This is a genomic window from Roseitranquillus sediminis (assembly GCF_016918935.1).
Classification (GTDB): domain Bacteria; phylum Pseudomonadota; class Alphaproteobacteria; order Rhodobacterales; family Rhodobacteraceae; genus Roseitranquillus; species Roseitranquillus sediminis.
The window spans coordinates 56,103-74,703 of sequence record NZ_JAFFOB010000012.1 but is presented as its reverse complement, the minus strand read 5'-3'; the positions used below and the strand labels follow the sequence as shown (position 1 = coordinate 74,703).

The 18,601-nt window shown below is 67.7% G+C and carries 18 protein-coding genes; 17 read left to right on the top strand and 1 reads right to left on the bottom strand.

Annotated features, from left to right (window positions below; genetic code table 11):
- The first annotated feature begins 12 nt into the window (after window positions 1-12).
- The 16 genes from JM664_RS06270 (at window position 13) to JM664_RS06195 (ending at window position 16,525) form a co-directional block, all read left to right on the top strand.
- On the top strand, window positions 13-1,044 hold the full coding sequence (locus JM664_RS06270) for a hypothetical protein (RefSeq protein ID WP_227419068.1): 1,032 nt from the start codon (window positions 13-15) through the stop codon (window positions 1,042-1,044).
- A gap of 15 nt (window positions 1,045-1,059) precedes the next feature.
- A complete protein-coding gene (locus tag JM664_RS06265; protein WP_227419067.1) occupies window positions 1,060-1,326 on the top strand; it encodes a DUF5337 domain-containing protein in 267 nt (88 codons plus the stop codon).
- Window positions 1,326-2,609: an NADH-quinone oxidoreductase subunit NuoF gene (nuoF, locus tag JM664_RS06260; RefSeq protein WP_227419066.1), complete on the top strand. Its 1,284-nt coding sequence runs from the start codon at window positions 1,326-1,328 to the stop codon at window positions 2,607-2,609. The genes JM664_RS06265 and nuoF overlap by 1 nt, the downstream gene beginning before the upstream one ends.
- Entirely contained in the window at window positions 2,606-3,067 is a 462-nt protein-coding gene (locus JM664_RS06255; protein WP_227419065.1) for a DUF3291 domain-containing protein, read from the top strand. The genes nuoF and JM664_RS06255 overlap by 4 nt, the downstream gene beginning before the upstream one ends.
- A gap of 3 nt (window positions 3,068-3,070) precedes the next feature.
- Window positions 3,071-3,388: a hypothetical protein gene (locus JM664_RS06250; protein WP_227419064.1), complete on the top strand. Its 318-nt coding sequence runs from the start codon at window positions 3,071-3,073 to the stop codon at window positions 3,386-3,388.
- A 106-nt stretch (window positions 3,389-3,494) separates the two neighbouring features.
- On the top strand, window positions 3,495-5,516 hold the full coding sequence (gene nuoG, locus JM664_RS06245; RefSeq protein WP_227419063.1) for an NADH-quinone oxidoreductase subunit NuoG: 2,022 nt from the start codon (window positions 3,495-3,497) through the stop codon (window positions 5,514-5,516).
- Between the two features lie 110 nt (window positions 5,517-5,626).
- Entirely contained in the window at window positions 5,627-6,664 is a 1,038-nt protein-coding gene (gene nuoH, locus JM664_RS06240) for an NADH-quinone oxidoreductase subunit NuoH (protein ID WP_227419062.1), read from the top strand.
- Window positions 6,665-6,667: 3 nt separating this feature from the next.
- Entirely contained in the window at window positions 6,668-7,162 is a 495-nt protein-coding gene (nuoI, locus tag JM664_RS06235) for an NADH-quinone oxidoreductase subunit NuoI (protein WP_227419061.1), read from the top strand.
- A gap of 31 nt (window positions 7,163-7,193) precedes the next feature.
- Window positions 7,194-7,808, top strand: coding sequence for an NADH-quinone oxidoreductase subunit J (locus tag JM664_RS06230; RefSeq protein WP_227419060.1), 615 nt, complete (start codon window positions 7,194-7,196; stop codon window positions 7,806-7,808).
- Window positions 7,809-7,926: 118 nt separating this feature from the next.
- Window positions 7,927-8,238, top strand: coding sequence for an NADH-quinone oxidoreductase subunit NuoK (gene nuoK, locus JM664_RS06225; protein ID WP_227419059.1), 312 nt, complete (start codon window positions 7,927-7,929; stop codon window positions 8,236-8,238).
- Between the two features lie 4 nt (window positions 8,239-8,242).
- Window positions 8,243-10,378 carry an NADH-quinone oxidoreductase subunit L gene (gene nuoL, locus JM664_RS06220; RefSeq protein WP_227419058.1) on the top strand — a complete coding sequence of 712 codons (2,136 nt, stop codon included), beginning with the start codon at window positions 8,243-8,245 and terminating at the stop codon, window positions 10,376-10,378.
- Window positions 10,378-11,928 (top strand): NADH-quinone oxidoreductase subunit M, encoded by a 1,551-nt coding sequence (locus JM664_RS06215; RefSeq protein ID WP_227419057.1) that lies wholly within the window; start codon window positions 10,378-10,380, stop codon window positions 11,926-11,928. The genes nuoL and JM664_RS06215 overlap by 1 nt, the downstream gene beginning before the upstream one ends.
- Window positions 11,925-13,361 (top strand): NADH-quinone oxidoreductase subunit NuoN, encoded by a 1,437-nt coding sequence (gene nuoN / locus JM664_RS06210; RefSeq protein WP_227419056.1) that lies wholly within the window; start codon window positions 11,925-11,927, stop codon window positions 13,359-13,361. The genes JM664_RS06215 and nuoN overlap by 4 nt, the downstream gene beginning before the upstream one ends.
- Window positions 13,351-14,079: a biotin--[acetyl-CoA-carboxylase] ligase gene (locus JM664_RS06205; protein ID WP_227419055.1), complete on the top strand. Its 729-nt coding sequence runs from the start codon at window positions 13,351-13,353 to the stop codon at window positions 14,077-14,079. Before nuoN ends, JM664_RS06205 begins: the two co-directional genes overlap by 11 nt.
- Before the next feature lie 8 nt (window positions 14,080-14,087).
- On the top strand, window positions 14,088-14,861 hold the full coding sequence (locus tag JM664_RS06200; RefSeq protein ID WP_227419054.1) for a type III pantothenate kinase: 774 nt from the start codon (window positions 14,088-14,090) through the stop codon (window positions 14,859-14,861).
- Complete coding sequence (locus JM664_RS06195; RefSeq protein ID WP_227419053.1) at window positions 14,858-16,525, top strand: ribonuclease J; 1,668 nt, start codon at window positions 14,858-14,860, stop codon at window positions 16,523-16,525. Before JM664_RS06200 ends, JM664_RS06195 begins: the two co-directional genes overlap by 4 nt.
- A gap of 3 nt (window positions 16,526-16,528) precedes the next feature.
- Here the strand turns inward: JM664_RS06195 and JM664_RS06190 are convergent, their stop codons facing one another.
- Window positions 16,529-17,971 (bottom strand): DEAD/DEAH box helicase, encoded by a 1,443-nt coding sequence (locus JM664_RS06190; RefSeq protein ID WP_227419052.1) that lies wholly within the window; start codon window positions 17,969-17,971, stop codon window positions 16,529-16,531.
- A 178-nt stretch (window positions 17,972-18,149) separates the two neighbouring features.
- Here JM664_RS06190 and JM664_RS06185 point away from each other — a divergent pair, with 178 nt between their 5' ends.
- On the top strand, window positions 18,150-18,578 hold the full coding sequence (locus JM664_RS06185) for an OsmC family protein (RefSeq protein ID WP_227419051.1): 429 nt from the start codon (window positions 18,150-18,152) through the stop codon (window positions 18,576-18,578).
- Window positions 18,579-18,601 lie beyond the last annotated feature (23 nt).

Genomic DNA, 18,601 nt, shown 5'->3' with positions numbered 1-18,601 from the left:
AGGGAGTAGCTGATGGCCGATGCAACGCGCATGTCGCTGCCGAGGATCGGCGCCATCGCAAGTGTCATTGCTCTGATGGCTTTCGCGCTGCTCACTCTGTTTGCCAGCTTTTCGCTCGCGCCGGCCGTTGTGTGGGCGCTGGCCGCGGGCGTGGTGGTGGCGATGCCGCTGATTGTGGCGGCGGAGCGGTCGGCCACGGCACCTGCGCCGGAGCGGGCGGAGGTGGTGGCGCCAGACGCCGCCGGCACCGCCACCGTTTCGCGGCCGGAGCCCGACGTGCCTGCCAACCCGCCCGACGTCACCGCATCCTTCGGCGAGGTCGAGGCGGAAAGTCCCCCTGAAAGGAAATTGCGAGCGGCTGCGGATCCGACGCCGGGTGAACCCGCTGCGGCGGAAGGCGTCACGGGGCGTGGAAGCGGCGCGGAGCCGAACAGCGAGACAGCGATGCCGGACGGCAGCGAAGGGCGTGGCGAGGACGCGGTCGATCCGGCGGACGCCGGAGAGGCGCCGCGCGGTGTGTCGCGATGGATGCCGTCGCGACCGGATCGGTCGGCAACGTCCGAGGCTGCGGCGGAGCCGCGGCGACCCGGACCCGCGAGCGAGAGCGGCACGGCCGGGGAAGATCGACAGCGCGAAGCGCCCAACCCGGATGCGCCAGCGGGCGAGACCGGCACGGCCGGTCCGTTCCGCGGAGTGACGGCGGATGGAACGCCCGCAGAAGGAAGCGGCGTAGCCGGGCAGGCTCGCTCCGGCGGGGAGGGTGATGCTCCCGCGGACGGGGCCGGCGGTGCGGGTGTCCGGCGGCCGCCGGCGCTCGAGGCGCCGCGGGAGGGCGGCGCCGACGACCTCAAGCGCATCCGCGGGGTGGGGCCGAAGCTCGAGGAGCGGCTGAACGAGCTCGGTTTCTACCACCTCGACCAGGTGGCGGCGTGGTCGCCGGCCGAGGTGGCGTGGGTCGACGAGAACCTCGGCGGGTTCAGCGGCCGGGTGAGCCGGGACGACTGGGTCGGGCAGGCGCGCGACCTGGCCGCGCAGGAGCGCTAGCGTGACTTCGCGGCAATGCATGTCCGCAGGGGCGACGGAGACGGAATCGATTTGACGCAGAACGCGGAACGAGAGAGGCAGATGGCGCGGCAGGGGCGGCTTGTCGCGCTGGTCATCGTCGTGACGATGCTGGCCTGGCTGGGGCTGCAGTGGCTCGGCGGCCGGATGGGCTGGCCCGCGCGCTGGGTCTTCCTGTTCGACCTTGCGGCGCTCGCGGCGTTCGTGTGGTCGCTGATCGTGACGGTCGGCATCTGGCGGCAGCGGCGGCGGGAGAGGATGTGATGCTGAAAGACGAAGACCGGATCTTCACCAACCTCTACGGGATGCACGACCGCAGCCTGGCCGGGGCGATGTCGCGCGGGCACTGGGACGGCACCGCCGGCATCGTCGGCAAGGGCCGCGACTGGATCATCCAGCAGATGAAGGACAGCGGCCTGCGCGGCCGGGGCGGGGCGGGCTTTCCGACCGGCCTCAAATGGTCGTTCATGCCAAAGGAGAGCGACGGGCGGCCGTCCTACCTGGTGGTCAACGCCGACGAGTCCGAGCCAGGGACGTGCAAGGACCGCGAGATCATGCGGCACGACCCGCACACGCTGATCGAGGGCTGCCTGATCGCCTCCTTCGCGATGGGCGCGCATACCTGCTACATCTACATCCGCGGCGAATACATCCGCGAGCGCGAGGCGCTGCAGGCGGCCATCGACGAGTGCTACGAGAACGGCCTCCTGGGGCGGAACGCGGCCGGTTCGGGGTGGGACTTCGACCTCTACCTGACGCACGGCGCGGGCGCCTACATCTGCGGCGAGGAGACTGCGCTGCTCGAGAGCCTCGAAGGCAAGAAGGGCATGCCGCGGATGAAGCCGCCGTTCCCGGCGGGCGCGGGCCTCTACGGCTGCCCGACGACGGTGAACAACGTCGAGTCGATCGCCGTGGTGCCGACCATCCTGCGGCGCGGCGCGGACTGGTTCTCGGGCTTCGGCCGGCAGAACAACGCGGGCACCAAGCTCTTCGCGGTGTCGGGGCACGTGAACAATCCGTGCGTGGTCGAGGAGGAGATGTCGATCACGCTGAAGGAGTTGCTCGAGCGCCATTGCGGCGGCGTGCGCGGCGGCTGGGACAACCTTAAGGCGGTGATCCCCGGCGGCTCGTCGGTGCCGCTGCTGCCCAAGGACCTCTGCGACGACGCGATCATGGACTTCGACTGGCTGCGCGAGCAGAAGTCCGGCCTCGGCACCGCAGCGGTGATCGTGATGGACCAGTCGACCGACGTCATCAAGGCGATCTGGCGGCTGGCGAAGTTCTACAAGCACGAGAGCTGCGGCCAATGCACCCCTTGCCGCGAGGGCACCGGCTGGATGATGCGGGTGATGGACCGGCTGGTGAAGGGCGAGGCCGAGCCGGCCGAGATCGACATGCTGCTCGACGTCTCGAAGCAGGTCGAGGGGCACACGATCTGCGCGCTGGGCGACGCGGCGGCGTGGCCGATCCAGGGTCTGATCCGGCACTTCCGCCACGAGATCGAGGAGCGGATCGCGTCGAAGCGCCGGCGGGTGGCGGCAGAGTGAAGGCGGCGCGCCATATCGCGCATCTCAACTGGGGCCTGCTCCGGGCTGACTGGGACGACCCGCTGGTCGCGCCGTTCGTGCGCGCGGTCGACGCCGTGAACGCGGCCGCCGCTCGCGCGCCTGGCTTCGTCTGGCGCCTGCCGGACGAGGATGGGGACTGGTCGCCGCTGGGTGACAGTCCGCGTCTGGCGGCGACGCTCTCGGTCTGGAAGTCGGCGGAGAGCCTGGAGGCGTTCGTGACCCGCGCGGTTCATGGCGCCTTTCTGAGCCGGCGGGCGGAGTGGTTCGTCCCGCTCGACGTGCCGACCTACGTGATCTGGCCGGTGGCGCCGGGGCATCGGCCGACACCAGCGGAGGGCAAGGCGCGGCTTGATCGGCTGGCGGCCGACGGCGCGGGACCGGAGGATTTCGACTTCGCGTGGCAGTCGCGCAACCGGACCGAGGCGGGAGCGGCGTGAGCGATGTCGCGGATGGAGACGATCGCGCTCAACGTGATGATCTGGGCCTGCGTCTTTCCCAGCGTGCTGGCGTTCAGCTACCTCTTCCGGTGGCTGGACCTCGGCCTTCCGCACTGGGTGGAGATCGGCGTGTCCACAGCGCTGAGCGTTCCGCTCATCAGCACCGTCTGCATTCCGCGGGTGGAAAAGGCGCTGGCGGCGGCGCGGCACGAGACGCCGGCCGAGCTGAAGATGCGGCAGGCGGAGGCGGCCGAGGGGCCCGACCCGCGGACGATCGCGGACGGCGCGACGGAACGCCCGTTGCACCGGGACCAGAAGTGACGGAAAAGGCCGCGCACATGCCGGGCGCATCCATTGCGGCGGGCCGCGGCGAGAGTGGGCGGGTTTCCCGAGGATCCGGCGCGGGCCGGACCCGCTGGAGGATGACATGAGCGAACTTCGCAAGATCAACATCGACGGGCGCGAGATCGAGGTCGATCAGGCCATGACGCTGATCCAGGCCTGCGAGGCGGCGGGGATCGAGATCCCGCGGTTCTGCTATCACGAGCGTCTATCGATTGCCGGCAACTGCAGAATGTGCCTTGTCGAGGTCGTGGGCGGCCCGCCGAAGCCTGCCGCCTCCTGCGCGATGCAGGTCCGCGACCTGCGCCCGGGGCCCGACGGCGCGCCGCCGCAGGTGCGGACGAACTCTCCAATGGTCAAGAAGGCGCGCGAGGGGGTGATGGAGTTCCTGCTCATCAACCACCCGCTCGACTGCCCGATCTGCGACCAGGGCGGCGAGTGCGACCTGCAGGACCAGGCGATGGCCTACGGCGTGGACTTCTCCCGCTATCGCGAGCCGAAGCGGGCGGTGGAGAACCTGAACCTCGGGCCGCTCGTCGGGACGCACATGACGCGCTGCATCTCCTGCACCCGATGTGTGCGCTTCATCACCGAGGTCGCGGGGATGCCCGAGCTGGGGCAGACGGGGCGGGGCGAGGATGCGGAGATCACGTCCTATCTCGGCCAGACGCTCGACAGCGAGATGCAGGGCAACATCGTGGACCTCTGCCCGGTGGGGGCGCTGACGTCGAAGCCCTACAGCTTCACCGCGCGGCCCTGGGAGCTCTCGAAGACCGAGACGATCGACGTCATGGACGGCCTCGGCAGCGCGATCCGGGTCGACACCAAGGGCCGCGAGGTGATGCGGATCCTGCCGCGCAACCACGACGGCATCAACGAGGAGTGGCTGAGCGACCGCTCGCGCTATGTCTGGGACGGGCTCAGGCGGCAGCGGCTGGACCGGCCCTACGTGCGCGAGAACGGCCGCCTGAGGCCCGCCGGATGGGCGGAGGCGCTGGGGCTGGCGGCGCGGAAGATCGCGGGGGCGCAGAAGCTCGCCGGCCTTGTCGGCGACCTGGTGCCGGTCGAGGCCGCGTTCGCGCTGAAGCAGCTCGTCGAGGGGCGCGGCGGCGTCGTGGAATGCCGAATGGACGGTGCAAAGCTGCCGGCGGGGAACCGCAGCGCCTATGCCGGGACGGCCGCGATCGAGGACATCGACCACGCCCGCCACATCATGCTGATCGGGACGAACCCGCGGCAGGAGGCGCCGGTGCTGAACGCCCGCGTCCGCAAGGCGTGGCTGCACGGGGCAGTTGTCGAGCACGTGGGCGAGCCTGTGGACCTGACCTACGAGCACAGGAATGTGGGTCATGACCGAAAGGCGCTCGCGTCGCTCCTGGAGCGGGACGACGACGGGGTGCGCGAGGTGCCGTCGATCGTCGTTATCGGGATGGCCGCGTTGGTGGGCGACGATGGCGAGGCGGTGCTGGCGCAGGCGATGGAGCTGGCGCGGCGGACGGACTCGGGCCTCCTGGTGCTGCACACTGCCGCGGGCCGGGTCGGCGCGATGGATGTGGGCTGCACCACCGAAGGTGGCGCCGAGGCGGCGCTGGACGGCGCCGACGTCATCTACAACCTGGGCGCGGACGAGGGCGAGATCACCCCCGGCGCCTTCGTGATCTACCAGGGCAGCCACGGGGACCGTGGCGCCCATCGCGCCGACGTGATCCTGCCCGGCGCGGCCTGGACGGAGGAGCAGGGCCTCTTCGTCAACACCGAGGGTCGGCCGCAGCTGGCGCTGCGCGCGTCCTTCCCGCCGGGCGAGGCCAAGGAAAACTGGGCAATCCTGCGCGCGCTCTCGGGCGAGCTGGGCGCGGCGCTGCCCTACGACAGCCTGGCCCAGCTGCGCCGCGCGCTCACCGGCGCGCACCCGCACCTGACAATGATCGACGAGGTGCCGGAGAACGAGTGGCAGGCGCTGCCGGAGGGGCAGGTCGGCGAGGGAAGCTTCGGGCGCGTCGTGGTGGACCACTACTTGGTCAACCCGATCATGCGGGCGTCGGAGTTGATGGCCGAACTCTCCGCGCTGGCGCAGGCACGGCGGCAGCCGCCGATGGCCGCGGAATAGCCGCTGAAGCGCGGAAATAGCGGCGGGGGGCTAGCGTTCCGGGTGCGGATCATGTTTAGACCGGACTGCCGACGCGGCCGGTGCGCCTCACAACCGACGGTGACCAGACGATGAGCGAATTCCTGACCACAAGCACCGGCATCGCCCTCGTCATCCTGGCGCAGAGTCTGCTGCTGGTCGTGCTGCTGCTGATGAGCCTTGCGGTTCTGCTCTACGCCGACCGCAAGATCTGGGCGGCCGTGCAGATGCGAAAGGGGCCGAACGTGGTAGGCCTCTTCGGCCTGCTGCAGAGCTTCGCGGACTTCTTCAAGTACGCGCTGAAGGAGATCGTCGTTCCGGCGGGCGCCGACAGGGTGGTCTACTTCCTGGCGCCGATGGCGTCGTTCGTGCTGGCGATCATGCTCTGGGCGGTGATCCCGTTCGGGCCGGGGATGGTGCTGGCCGACCTCAACGTGGCGCTCCTCTACATCTTCGCGATCTCGTCGCTCGAGGTCTACGGCGTGATCATGGGTGGATGGGCGTCGAACTCGAAGTATCCGTTCCTGGGCTCGCTGCGCTCGGCGGCGCAAATGATCTCGTACGAGGTCTCGATCGGGCTGATCCTGATCGGGGTCATCATCTCCACCGGCTCGCTCAACCTCAGCATGATCGTGCTGGCGCAGGAGGGGCCGCTGGGACTGCTGCACTGGTATTGGCTGCCGCATCTGCCGATGGTTGTGCTGTTCTTCGTCAGCGCGCTCGCCGAGACGAACCGCGCGCCGTTCGACCTGCCGGAGGCGGAGTCGGAGCTGGTGGCGGGCTATCAGGTGGAATACTCCTCGACGCCCTTCCTGCTCTTCATGATCGGCGAGTACGCGGCGCTCGTCTTCATGTGCGCCCTGATCTCGGTCATCTTCTTCGGCGGCTGGCTCAGCCCGGTGCCGTTCCTGCCGGACGGCATGTTCTGGATGTTCCTCAAGATCCTCGTGATGTTCTTCATCATCTCGATGGTGAAGGCCATCGTGCCGCGCTACCGCTACGATCAGCTGATGCGGCTGGGCTGGAAGGTGTTCCTGCCGTTCAGCCTCGCCTGGGTCGTGTTGGTCGCGTTCCTCGCCCATTTCGAACTGCTCGGCGGCTTCTACGCACGCTGGGCGGTGGGAGGCTGATCCATGGCTGCAATCGACTACGGCCGGGCGGCGAAGTACTTCCTGCTCGCGGACTTCATCAAGGGCTTCGGGCTGGGCATGAAGTACTTCTTCCGCCCCAAGGCGACGGTGAACTACCCGCACGAGAAGGGTCCGCTCAGCCCGCGCTTTCGCGGCGAGCACGCGCTGCGCCGCTACCCGAACGGCGAGGAGCGATGCATTGCCTGCAAGCTCTGCGAGGCGATCTGCCCGGCGCAGGCGATCACCATCGACGCCGAGCCGCGGGAGGACGGCAGCCGCCGCACCACGCGCTACGACATTGACATGACGAAGTGCATCTATTGCGGCTTCTGCCAGGAAGCGTGCCCGGTCGATGCCATCGTCGAGGGGCCGAATTTCGAGTTCTCGACCGAGACGCGCGAGGAGCTCTACTACAACAAGGAGAAGCTGCTGGAGAACGGCGATCGCTGGGAGGCGGAGATCGCGCGCAATATCGAGCTGGACGCGCCCTACCGATGAGACGAGCGGCCGATATCCGGGAGGAGTGGGCATGACGTTCTTCGCCTTCGCCTTCTACCTCTTCGCCTTCTGCACGCTGGCAGGCGGGCTTTTCACCGTGATCGCGCGGAATCCGGTGCACTCGGTGCTCTGGCTGATCCTGGCGTTCCTGAGCTCGGCCGGCCTCTTCATTTTGGTAGGGGCCGAGTTCGTCGCGCTGCTGCTGGTCATCGTCTATGTCGGCGCCGTCGCCGTTCTGTTCCTCTTCGTAGTGATGATGCTCGACGTCGACTTCACCGAGCTCAGGGCCGGCATGACACGCTACCTGCCGATCGGCCTGCTGATCGGGCTCGTGGTTCTGATGCAGTTGGCGATCGCGTTCGGCTCCTGGACCTTCAGCGAGGGGGTCGAGGCGCGGCTTCGGGCGACCGCGCCGGTGGCGGTCGAGCTGCAGAACACATCCGCGCTCGGCATGCTGCTCTACGACCGCTACCTGATCCTGTTCCAGCTCGCCGGGCTGATCCTGCTGGTCGCGATGATCGGCGCCATCGTGCTGACCCTGCGCCACCGGACGAACGTCAAGCGGCAGGACATCCTGGCGCAGATCTACCGCGACCCGGCCAAGTCGATGGAACTCAAGGACGTCAAGCCGGGTCAGGGCCTCTGACCGGGATCACCGCCCGCACGCGGGCAGAAAGGAAGTGCCATGTCGCGCAATACACTGATCATCGTAGCGATCGTCGTGGTCCTCATCATCGTCTTCGGCTGGGGCTACGTCTGATCCCATGACCGCCATCGGGATCGAGCACTACCTGTCCGTCGCCGCGGCCCTGTTCGTCATCGGCATCTTCGGACTGTTCCTGAACCGCAAGAACGTCATCATCATCCTGATGTCGATCGAGTTGATCCTGCTGGCGGTCAACATCAACTTCGTGGCCTTCTCGGCCTATCTGGGCGACCTCGTCGGGCAGGTCTTCACGCTCTTCGTGCTGACGGTGGCCGCAGCCGAGGCGGCAATCGGGTTGGCGATCCTCGTCTGCTTCTTCCGCAACCGCGGCACCATCGACGTCGAAGACGTCAACGTAATGAAGGGCTGAGGCGGTGGAGACGATCATCCTCTTCGCGCCGCTCGTGGGCGCGCTCATCTGCGGCTTCGGCTGGCGCCTGATCGGCGAAGCGGCGGCGCAATGGACGGCGACCGGCCTACTGGGCCTCGCCTGCCTGCTGTCGTGGATCGTCTTCTTCGGCTTCGAAGGCGAGACGCGGCAGATCGAGATCCTGCGCTGGATCGAGAGCGGCTCGCTCTCGACCGACTGGGCAATCCGGCTCGACCGGCTGACCGCGATCATGCTGATCGTCATCACCACCGTCTCGGCGCTCGTGCACCTCTACAGCTTCGGCTACATGGCGCACGACGAGAACTTCCGCGAGGGCGAGAGCTATCGCCCGCGCTTCTTCGCATACCTTTCGTTCTTCACCTTCGCGATGCTGATGCTGGTGACGGCGGACAACCTGCTGCAGCTCTTCTTCGGCTGGGAGGGCGTGGGCCTCGCGAGCTACCTGCTGATCGGCTTCTACTTCCGCAAGCCCAGCGCCAACGCGGCGGCGATCAAGGCGTTCGTCGTCAACCGCGTCGGGGACTTCGGTTTCCTGCTGGGTATCTTCGCGCTGTTCCTGCTGGTCGACTCGATCAACCTTGACACGATCTTCGCTGCGGTCCCCGAGCTCGCGACGCAGGAGCTCGTTTTCCTCGGGATGAGCTTCGAGGCGGTCGAGATCGTCGCGCTCCTGCTCTTCGTCGGGGCGATGGGCAAGTCGGCGCAGCTCTTCCTGCACACCTGGCTCCCTGACGCGATGGAGGGCCCGACGCCGGTTTCGGCGCTGATCCACGCCGCGACGATGGTGACGGCGGGCGTGTTCCTCGTCTGCCGCATGTCACCGATCTTCGAGTTCGCGCCGGACGCCAAGACCTTCGTCGTCATCATAGGCGCCTCGACGGCGTTCTTCGCCGCGACCGTGGGTCTCGTGCAGAACGACATCAAGCGGGTGATCGCCTACTCGACCTGCTCGCAGCTCGGCTACATGTTCGTGGCGGCGGGCGTCGGGGTCTATTCCGCCGCCATGTTCCACCTCTTCACCCACGCCTTCTTCAAGGCGCTCCTGTTCCTCGGCGCGGGCTCGGTGATCCATGCGATGCACCACCAGCAGGACATGCGCTATTACGGCGGGTTGAGGCGCAAGATCCCCTACACCTTCTGGGCGATGATGATCGGCACGCTAGCGATCACCGGCGTCGGCATCCCGCTGACCCACATCGGCTTCGCCGGGTTCCTGTCCAAGGACGCGATCATCGAGAGCGCCTGGGGCGCCCATACCGGGGTCGGCACCTACGCCTTCTGGGCGCTGGTGGTCTCGGCGGCGATGACGTCGTTCTATTCCTGGCGGCTGATCTTCATGACCTTCTTCGGCACGCCGCGCGGTCCGAAGAAGGTGCACGACCACGCGCACGAGAGCCCGATGACGATGCTGGCGCCGCTGGGCGTCCTGTCGCTCGGTGCTGTCTTGGCGGGCATGATCTGGTTCGGCCCGTTCTTCGGCGAGCATGCGCGCGTCGCGGCGTTCTTCGGCATTCCGACCGAGGCGCATGCGGAGGTCGAGGAAGGGCTCGGCGCCGCGGTCGAGGAAGCGACCGAGGGCCACGGCGAGGAGGCGGCCGAGGCGCTGACCGAGCCGGTGGCCGAGGGCGAGGAGGCGCACGAGACCGCCGCCGTCGCCGCCCTGCCGGGCGAGGGGGCGATCTACATGGCGCCCGACAACCACGTGATGGACGAGGCGCACCATGCGCCGGTCTGGGTCAAGGTTTCGGCCTTCGTGGCGATGCTGCTCGGCCTCGGGCTCGCCTTGGCGATGTACATCCGTCGGCCCGAGCTGCCGTCCGCGTGGGCCGCGACGCAGCCGCCGCTCTACCGGTTCCTGCTCAACAAGTGGTACTTCGACGAGATCTACGACGCGACCTTCGTGCGCGGCGCAAAGGGCCTCGGCCGGTTCCTGTGGAAGCGCGGCGACGGCACGGTGATCGACGGCGGGATCAATGGCCTCGCCATGGGGATCGTGCCCTACTTCACCCGGCTCGCGGGGCGGGTTCAATCCGGCTACCTCTTCCACTACGCCTTCGCGATGGTGATCGGGGTGGCGGTGCTCATCACCTGGATGACCCTCTTCGGCGGAGCGCGGTGATGGAGAACCTGCTGTCCATCGTCACCTTCCTGCCGCTGGTCGCGGCGGCGATCCTCGCGCTCTTCCTGCGCGGCGACGACGCGGCGGCGCAGCGCAATGCCAAGTGGCTGTCGCTAATCGCGACGACGGCGACTTTCCTCGTCTCGCTCGCCGTGCTGTTCCAGTTCGACCCGAACGACACCGGCTTCCAGTTCGTGGAGGAGCATCCCTGGCTGCTGGGCCTGACCTACAAGATGGGCGTCGACGGGATCAGCGTGCTCTTCGTCATGCTGACCACGTTCCTGATGCCGCTGGTGATCGCAGCGTGTTGGACCGTCACCGATCGCGTCAAGGAGTACATGATCGCGTTCCTGGTGCTCGAGACTCTGATGCTCGGCGTCTTCTGCGCGCTGGACCTCGTGCTCTTCTACTTCTTCTTCGAGGCGGGCCTGATCCCGATGTTCCTGATCATCGGGATCTGGGGCGGGGCGCAGCGGATCTATGCGGCGTTCAAGTTCTTCCTCTACACCTTCCTTGGCTCGGTCTTCATGCTGGTCGCGATCATCGCAATGGCGGTGAACGCGGGCACGACGGACATCGTGCTGCTGATGGAGCACGACTTCCCGTCGGTCGCTATCCCCTTCCTGGGCCTGGAGCTGGCTGGCGGATTCCAGACGCTGCTCTGGCTCGCCTTCTTCGCCTCGTTCGCGGTCAAGATGCCGATGTGGCCGGTGCACACCTGGCTGCCGGACGCGCACGTGCAGGCGCCGACGGCAGGCTCGGTGGTGCTGGCGGCGATCCTCCTGAAGATGGGCGGCTACGGTTTCCTGCGGTTCAGCCTGCCGATGTTTCCGGTGGCGTCCGAGCTGCTAGCGCCGCTAGTCCTCTGGCTGAGCGCGATCGCGGTGGTCTACACCTCGCTCGTCGCGCTGATGCAGGAGGACATGAAGAAGCTGATCGCCTATTCCTCGGTCGCGCACATGGGCTTCGTGACCGCGGGCATCTTCGCAGCGAACCAGCAGGGGATCGACGGCGCGATCTTCCTGATGCTGAGCCACGGCTTCGTCTCGGGCGCGCTCTTCCTCTGCGTGGGCGTGATCTACGACCGGATGCACACGCGCCAGATCGACGCCTATGGCGGGCTGGTGAACCGGATGCCGGCCTATGCGGCGGTCTTCATGCTGTTCACGATGGCCAACGTGGGCCTGCCGGGGACCAGCGGCTTCGTGGGCGAGTTCCTGTCGCTGATGGGCGTCTTCCAAGTCAACACCTGGGTCGCGACCGTCGCGGCGACCGGCGTGATCCTGTCGGCGGGCTACGCGCTCTGGCTCTATCGCCGGGTGGTGATGGGCGACCTGATCCGCGAGAGCCTGAAGTCGATCACCGACATGGACCGGCGGGAAAAGGCGATCTTCGCGCCGCTCGTCGCCATGACGATCCTGCTCGGCGTCTATCCCAGCCTCGTCACCGACATCATCGGCCCGACCGTGTCCGACCTGGTCGAGGACGTCCGCACCGCACAGCTTGAGGCCGGAGATCCGGTTCTGGCGCAGAACGTGGAACAGCAATGAGTTACAACCTCTCCGTCATCCTGCCGGAAATCGTCATCTCGGTCTACGTGATGGGCGCGCTTCTGGTGGCGGTCTACACCGGCAAGGACAAGCTCGGGCCCGCTCTCGTCTGGATCACGTCGGCGCTCCTCGCCATCTGCGGCCTCTGGGTCGCCTTCTCCACGGGCGAGACGCACATCGCCTTCGGCGGGATGATCATTGACGACGCCTTCGCCCGCTTCGCGAAAGCGGTGACGCTCTTCTCGGCCGCCGCCATCCTCCTGATGAGCGAGGGATACATGGCGCGGCGCGGGCTCTTGCGGTTCGAGTACCCGCTGCTCGTGGCGCTGGCGTCCGTGGGCATGATGGTCATGGTCTCGGCCGGGGACCTGATGGCGCTCTACATGGGACTCGAGCTGCAGTCGCTTTCGGTCTACGTGATCGCCGCCCTGCGCCGCGACAGCATCCGCTCGACCGAGGCGGGGCTGAAGTACTTCGTGCTGGGCTCGCTGTCCTCTGGCCTGCTGCTCTACGGCGCATCGCTGACCTACGGCTTCGCCGGGACGACGCTGTTCCCCGGCATCATCGAGGCGGCCGGCGCCGGTCGCATCCCGCTGGGCCTGCTCTTCGGCCTCGTCTTCGTCGCGGCGGGCATGGCGTTCAAGATATCGGCGGCGCCGTTCCACATGTGGACCCCCGACGTGTACGAGGGTTCGCCCACGCCCGTCACCGCGTTCTTCGCGACCGCGCCCAAGGTGGCCGCGACAGCGATGATAGCGCGTGTCCTCTTCGACGCGTTCGGCGGTGTCGTGGCCGACTGGCAGCAGATCCTGGCTTTCCTCAGCGTCGTCTCCATGTTCCTCGGCGGGATCGCCGCGATTGGGCAGCGCAACATCAAGCGGCTGATGGCGTATTCCTCGATCGCGCACATGGGCTACGCGCTGATGGGCCTCGCCGCCGGCACGCCGTTCGGCGTGCAGTCGATGCTGGTCTACATGGTGATCTACGTCGTGATGAACGTCGGCACCTTCGCCTTCATCCTCACCATGGAGCGGGCCGGGACGCCGGTTACGGACATCAGGGCGCTCAACATGTATTCGCGCGCGGAGCCGCTCCGGGCGCTGGCGATGCTGGTGCTGCTCTTCAGCCTTGCGGGTGTGCCGCCGCTGGTCGGCTTCTTCGCCAAGTTCTACGTGCTGTCGGCTGCGGTGCAGGCGGGCCTCGGCTGGCTCGCGGTACTGGGCGTGATCGCCGCGGTGATCAACGCCTTCTACTACATCCGCATCGTCTACTACATGTATTTTGGCGAGGAGGGCGAGGGTCTGGAGACGCAGGGCTCGCCCGTGCTCTGGGGCTTTCTGATGGTGTCTGCGGCGGCCATGGTGCTGGGCGTGGTGAACCTCTTCGGCATCGAGGCGATGGCGGAAGCGGCGGCGGCGTCCCTTGTCCTCTAACTGGCCGCAGGGCGTCGGGCGGCGGATCCTCGAGGACGTCGACAGCACCAACGCCTTTGCCCTCCGAAGCAACGAGGGCGGGCCTGCCTGGATCATGGCACGGCGGCAGACCGCAGCGCGCGGGCGGCGCGGACGGGCTTGGTTGATGCCAGCCGGCAACTTCGCAGCCTCCTACGTCTTCCGGCCCGAGGGATCGGCTTCCGAGGCCGCGCTCTATTCGTTCGTCGCGGCACTCGCGCTCAGGGATGCGCTGGATGACATGACGGACCATCCGCTGGCGCTCAAGTGGCCGAACGACGTGCTGCTGTCGGGCGGCAAGGTCGCCGGCATCCTGCTCGAGAGCGTCGGGACTGGCGACGGGCTCGACCGGCTGGTCGTCGGCTTCGGCGTGAATGTTGCCGCGGCGCCAAGCCGGAGCGAGGTCGAGCCGGAGACGGTGCCGCCGGTGTGCCTGGGCCGATCCATCGATCCGGAGGATCTGCTCGACCGGCTCGCTCCGGCCTTCGCCGTGCGCGACGCCGCCTTCCGGGCGCATGGCTTCAGGCCGCTCCGCGACGAGTGGCTGTCGCACGCGGCGCGGCTCGGCGAAGAGATCGTCGCGCGCACGGGCGGGCAGACCCGCGCGGGCCGCTTCGAAACTGTCGACGACACCGGCGCCCTCGTGCTCGCGACGGCTTCGGGACGCAGCGCGATATCCGCTGCCGACATTCACTTCTGAGGCCGCCAATGCTCCTCTGCATCGACGTCGGCAACACCAACAGCGTGTTCGCGATCTGGGACGGCCAGCGCTTCCTCGCGACGTGGCGTGCCTCGACGGAGCATCAGCGGACGGCGGACCAGTATTACGTCTGGCTGCGGACGCTGATGTCGCTGCACGAGATCGACGTGACGATCGACCAAGTCATCGTGTCGTCGACGGTGCCTCGCGTGGTGTTCAACCTGCGCGTCCTCTGCAACCGCTATTTCAACTGCCGCCCGCTGGTCGTGGGCAAGCCGGAATGCCGGCTGCCCGTCGAGCCGCGGGTCGATCCAGGGACGCAGGTCGGGCCCGACCGGCTGGTGAACACGGCAGGCGCGTTCGACCGGCACGGCGGGAATCTCATCGTGGTCGATTTCGGCACGGCGACCACCTTCGACGTAGTGGCTGAGGATGGCGCCTACGTCGGCGGCGTGATCGCACCCGGCGTCAACCTCAGCCTTGAGGCGCTGCATCAGGCGGCTGCGGCCCTGCCGCATGTCGACGTGACGATGCCGGCGCGCGTGATCGGCACGAATACGGTTGCCTGCATGCAGTCCGGCGTGTTCTGGGGCTATGTCGGCCTCGTGCGCGGCATTGTGGACCGGGTGCGAGACGAGTGGGGCGGACCGATGCGGGTGGTAGGCACGGGCGGTCTGGCGCCGCTTTTCGCGCAAGGCGACGGACTGTTCGACCTCATCGAGGACGACCTGACGATCCATGGCCTGAGGGTTATACACCGGCATAACGAGGGGCAGGCATGAAGCACGAACGGCTGATCTATCTCCCGCTCGGCGGCGCCGCCGAGATCGGAATGAACTGCTACGTCTACGGCTGGGGTCCCGCGGACGCGGAGCGGCTGATCGTGGTGGACCTCGGCGTCACCTTTCCCGACATGGCCACGTCGCCCGGGGTGGACCTCATCATGCCGGACATCGAGTGGCTGGCCGAGCGGGCGGACCGGATCGAGGCAATCTTCCTGACCCACGCGCACGAGGATCATGTCGGCGCGCTGGGGCACCTGTGGGGCCGCCTCCGCGCACCGGTTCACGCGCGCCGCTTCACCGCAAACATCGCCGCGCGCAAGATGGAGGAGCAGGGGCAGGACGGCGGCAACGTTCTCGAGGTTTTGCCCTGGCCCGAGCAGATCGAGGTAGGACCGTTCCGTGTAGGGTTCCTGCCGATCTCGCACTCGATCCCGGAGAGCTCGGCGCTGGTGATCGACACGCCGGCGGGGCGGCTGATCCACACCGGGGACTTCAAGCTCGACACCCGTCCGGTGGTGGGCGAGCCGTTCCAGCGCTCCCTCTGGGAGGAGGTGGCGAGCGTGGGCGTGCGGGCGATGATCTGCGACTCGACAAACGTCTTCGTGCCGCACCCGGGACGGTCGGAGAGCGTGGTGGGGCCGGAGATCGAACTGCTGGTCGCCGAGGCGACGGGCATGGTGGTGGCGACGACATTCGCGTCGAACGTGGCGCGGCTGAAGACGCTGGCCGAGGCCGGGCGCGCCTCGGGCCGTTCGGTCTGCCTGGTCGGCCGGGCAATGCGGCGGATGGTCGAGGCGGCGGTGCAGACGGGCGTCCTGACCGATTTCCCGTCGACCGTAAGCCCGGAGGAGGCGCGGGAGATACCGCGAGCAAGTCTGATGCTGCTGGCGACCGGCAGCCAGGGCGAGCGGCGTGCGGCCTCGGCTCAGCTGTCGCGCGGCAAGCACCTGGGGCTGCAGATGGTGGAGGGCGACACGTTCCTCTTCTCGTCCAAGACCATTCCGGGCAATGAGCGCGAGGTTGGCCGGATCGTCAACGCCTTCTCCGAGATGGGCGTCGACGTGATCGACGACAGCTCGGACCGCTACCACGTCTCGGGCCACGCCAACCGCCCGGACCTTGCGACGATGCACGAGCTCGTCGCGCCGAAGATCCTGGTTCCGATGCATGGCGAGCACCGGCACCTGCGTGAGCACGCCAAGCTGGCGCGGGAACGTGGCATTGCCGCGGCCATAGCGCCGAACGGCACCATGCTCGACCTGACTGGCGATGAGCCGAAGGTGGCCGGTTATGTCGACGCGGGCCGGATCTATCTCGACGGAACGGTGAAGTTCGGCGCGCTGGACGGCATCGTGCGCGATCGGCTGCGGCTGGCGATGAACGGGCACGTCCTGGTGACGATGATCATCGACGAGGATGACGAGCCGCTGGGCGAGCCATGGTGCGAAAGTTCGGGTCTGGCGGAGACGGGGCGGTCGAACGCGCCGCTCGTCGACGTGCTGGAGGCAGACCTGGCCCAGCTCGTCGGGCGCGCTGACGCGAAGACCATTCGCGACGACGATGCGCTCGAGGAGGCGCTGCGCCGCAGGGTGCGGCAGAGCGCCATGGACGAGATCGGCAAGAAGCCTGAGGTGACGGTGGTGATCAGCAGGCTGAGCTGAGGCTCAGCCTGTGCGGCGCTCGTCGAAGCTCTGGGCGATGAAGCTCGGCAGGTGATCGCCCATGCCGACGACCGGCTCGTCGCGCTCGCCCCGCCGGCCGCGTCCGCCCTTGCGGCGCTCCCGCGGCTCGGGCCTCAACGCCTCTTCCTCCGGCGCGGCGGGTGCCGGCGGAGTCTCGACGGGCGCAACCGTCTCCGGTTCCGGAGTCTCCTCGGCAGCGCGCTTGCCCCGGCGTCGACGACGCGGCGGCTCGGCGCTTTCCTCCGCTGCGGGGACGGCGGGGGCCGGCTGCGGCTCCGGTGCGATGCCGAAGATGCGCGGGATCTCCTTGTCGACCAGCTTCTCGATGTCCTCGAGGTTCCTCTCGTCGGAGGGGGTGCAGATCATGATTGCCTTGCCGGCGCGACCCGCGCGCCCGGTCCGGCCGATCCGGTGCACGTAGTCCTCCGCGTGACTCGGCACGTCGTAATTGAAGACGTGGCTGACGGCCGGAATGTCGAGCCCACGGGCCGCCACGTCCGAGGCGATGAGAAAGCGCAGAGTGCCGGCGCGAAAGCCGTCGAGCGTGCGGGTCCGCTGCGACTGGTCGAGATCGCCATGGATCGGCGCCGCGTCGTAGCCGTACTTCTTCAGCGACTTGGCGAGGATATCGACCTCGGACTTGCGATTGCAGAAGATGATCGCGTTCGTCAGCGCGTCGCCCTCATCGTCGATCAGGCGGCGGAGAACCTTGCGCTTTTCTGTCGGCTGGCGGTCCTTGCGGCTGGCGCGGAACATGACCACGCTCTGCTCGATCGTCTCCGACGCCGTCGCCTGGCGCGCGACCTCAATCCGGGCGGGGTTCGACAGGAAGGTCGAGGTGATGCGCTCGATCTCGGGCGCCATCGTCGCCGAGTAGAACATCGTCTGCCGCGTGAACGGCGTCAGCGAGAAGATCCGCTCGATATCCGGGATGAAACCCATGTCGAGCATCCGGTCGGCCTCGTCGACGACCATGATCTGCACGCCTGTCAGCAGGAGCTTGCCGCGCTCGAAATGGTCGAGCAGGCGGCCAGGCGTCGCGATCAGCACGTCGACGCCGCGATCGATCAGCGCGTCCTGCTCCTTGAAGCTGACGCCGCCGATCAGCAGCGCCTTGGTCAGCTTGGTGTTCTTTGCGTAGGTGTCGAAGTTCTCGGCCACCTGCGCCGCAAGCTCCCGCGTGGGGGCAAGCACCAGGCTCCGCGGCATCCGGGCGCGGGCGCGGCCCTTGCCGAGCATGGTGATCATCGGCAGGACGAACGAGGCGGTCTTGCCCGTCCCGGTCTGCGCGATCCCGAGGACATCGCGCCCCTCGAGCGCGGGCGGAATGGCGCCAGCCTGAATGGGAGTGGGCGTGTCGTAGCCCGCTTCCTCGACGGCTTGCAGCACTTTGGGGTCGAGTCTGAGGTCGGCGAATCTGGTCATGGAGGTCCGTGGCAAAGCGGACCTCTGTCATGGCCCGCGCGTCTGACAGGTGGCCCGAATGGCCCTTGCGGCGTCACTGCCGCGCCCTATGGTCTGGCCGATAGTCGAAATATGGTGTCAGGTCAACTTGCTGCAACCGTCAGAGGTTGGTGACGCCGGGTCCAATCGGGAGAAACGGATGATCAGGAAGTACGGAAGCGCAAAATGGAACGGTGGCCTGAAGGACGGCCGCGGGCAACTCTGGACCGAATCCGGCTCGCTGTCGGAGCAGCAGTATGGCTTCAACCAGCGCTTCGAGGGGGAGCGGGGGTCAAACCCCGAGGAGCTGATCGGCGCGGCCCATGCCGGCTGCATCTCGATGGCGCTGTCAGGCCAGCTCGGGCAGAAGAACCTGACCGCGGAGCAGATCTCGACCAAGGCGACAGTCAGCCTCGAGCAGAAGGACGGGGGCTTCTCCATCACCCGCGTGCACCTCGAGGTCGAGGCCCGCGTTCCCGGCGCGGATCAGGCGGCCTTCGACGAGGCGGCCCAGACAGCGAAGGAGAACTGCCCGGTGTCGAAGCTGCTGAACGCCGAGATCACGATGGACGCCAAGCTCGTCGACTGACAGGGTCCTGCGGGAGCCGCTGC

Excerpts from the sequence above, each read along its gene's own strand:
- JM664_RS06270 (WP_227419068.1), top strand. The coding sequence starts at position 13 with ATGGCCGATGCAACGCGCATGTCGCTGCCGAGGATCGGCGCCATCGCA.
- JM664_RS06265 (WP_227419067.1), top strand. The coding sequence starts at position 1,060 with ATGCATGTCCGCAGGGGCGACGGAGACGGAATCGATTTGACGCAGAAC.
- nuoF (WP_227419066.1), top strand. The coding sequence starts at position 1,326 with ATGCTGAAAGACGAAGACCGGATCTTCACCAACCTCTACGGGATGCAC.
- JM664_RS06250 (WP_227419064.1), top strand. The coding sequence starts at position 3,071 with ATGTCGCGGATGGAGACGATCGCGCTCAACGTGATGATCTGGGCCTGC.
- nuoG (WP_227419063.1), top strand. The coding sequence starts at position 3,495 with ATGAGCGAACTTCGCAAGATCAACATCGACGGGCGCGAGATCGAGGTC.
- nuoH (WP_227419062.1), top strand. The coding sequence starts at position 5,627 with ATGAGCGAATTCCTGACCACAAGCACCGGCATCGCCCTCGTCATCCTG.
- nuoI (WP_227419061.1), top strand. The coding sequence starts at position 6,668 with ATGGCTGCAATCGACTACGGCCGGGCGGCGAAGTACTTCCTGCTCGCG.
- JM664_RS06230 (WP_227419060.1), top strand. The coding sequence starts at position 7,194 with ATGACGTTCTTCGCCTTCGCCTTCTACCTCTTCGCCTTCTGCACGCTG.
- nuoK (WP_227419059.1), top strand. The coding sequence starts at position 7,927 with ATGACCGCCATCGGGATCGAGCACTACCTGTCCGTCGCCGCGGCCCTG.
- JM664_RS06215 (WP_227419057.1), top strand. The coding sequence starts at position 10,378 with ATGGAGAACCTGCTGTCCATCGTCACCTTCCTGCCGCTGGTCGCGGCG.
- nuoN (WP_227419056.1), top strand. The coding sequence starts at position 11,925 with ATGAGTTACAACCTCTCCGTCATCCTGCCGGAAATCGTCATCTCGGTC.
- JM664_RS06200 (WP_227419054.1), top strand. The coding sequence starts at position 14,088 with ATGCTCCTCTGCATCGACGTCGGCAACACCAACAGCGTGTTCGCGATC.
- JM664_RS06195 (WP_227419053.1), top strand. The coding sequence starts at position 14,858 with ATGAAGCACGAACGGCTGATCTATCTCCCGCTCGGCGGCGCCGCCGAG.
- JM664_RS06190 (WP_227419052.1), bottom strand. The coding sequence starts at position 17,971 with ATGACCAGATTCGCCGACCTCAGACTCGACCCCAAAGTGCTGCAAGCC.
- JM664_RS06185 (WP_227419051.1), top strand. The coding sequence starts at position 18,150 with ATGATCAGGAAGTACGGAAGCGCAAAATGGAACGGTGGCCTGAAGGAC.